The sequence below is a fragment of the Streptomyces sp. PTL18 genome (assembly GCF_059510295.1).
The window spans coordinates 1-704 of the sequence record NZ_JCAJZO010000121.1; the positions used below are offsets into that span (position 1 = coordinate 1).

At 67.8% G+C, this 704-nt stretch carries 1 protein-coding gene; it reads right to left on the reverse strand.

The window, feature by feature from the left end:
- Positions 1-704: alpha-amylase family glycosyl hydrolase (locus AC5WS8_RS39260; RefSeq protein WP_496108253.1), on the reverse strand; the 704-nt coding region annotated here is incomplete at both ends.

Sequence of the window (704 nt, forward strand, 5' to 3'; positions counted from 1 at the left end):
CGGATCTCGATCATCCGCCGGGTCCAGTGCAGCAGCGAGGACGGCGACGACATCGACGCCTCCACGTTGGTGACCTGGTAGCCGTAGACCGGGTCCATGATCGTGGGCAGGAACAGGCGGCCGGGGTCGCAGGAGGAGAAGCCGGCGTTGCGGTCCGGGGTCCACTGCATCGGGGTGCGCACCGCGTCGCGGTCGCCGAGCCAGATGTTGTCGCCCATGCCGATCTCGTCGCCGTAGTACAGGATCGGCGAGCCCGGCAGGGACAGCAGCAGCGCGGTGAACAGTTCGATCTGGTTGCGGTCGTTGTCCAGCAGCGGCGCCAGCCGGCGGCGGATGCCGATGTTGGCGCGCATGCGGGGGTCCTTGGCGTACTCCGCCCACATGTAGTCGCGTTCCTCGTCGGTGACCATCTCCAGGGTCAGCTCGTCGTGGTTGCGCAGGAAGATGCCCCACTGGCAGCCCGACGGGATCGCGGGGGTCTTGGCGAGGATCTCGGAGACCGGGTAGCGCGACTCACGGCGTACCGCCATGAAGATGCGCGGCATGACCGGGAAGTGGAAGGCCATGTGGCACTCGTCGCCGCCGGAGGAGTAGTCGCCGAAGTAGTCGACCACGTCCTCCGGCCACTGGTTCGCCTCCGCCAGCAGCACCTTGTCGGGGTACTGGGCGTCGATCTCCTTGCGCACCCGCCGGAGGAACTCGTG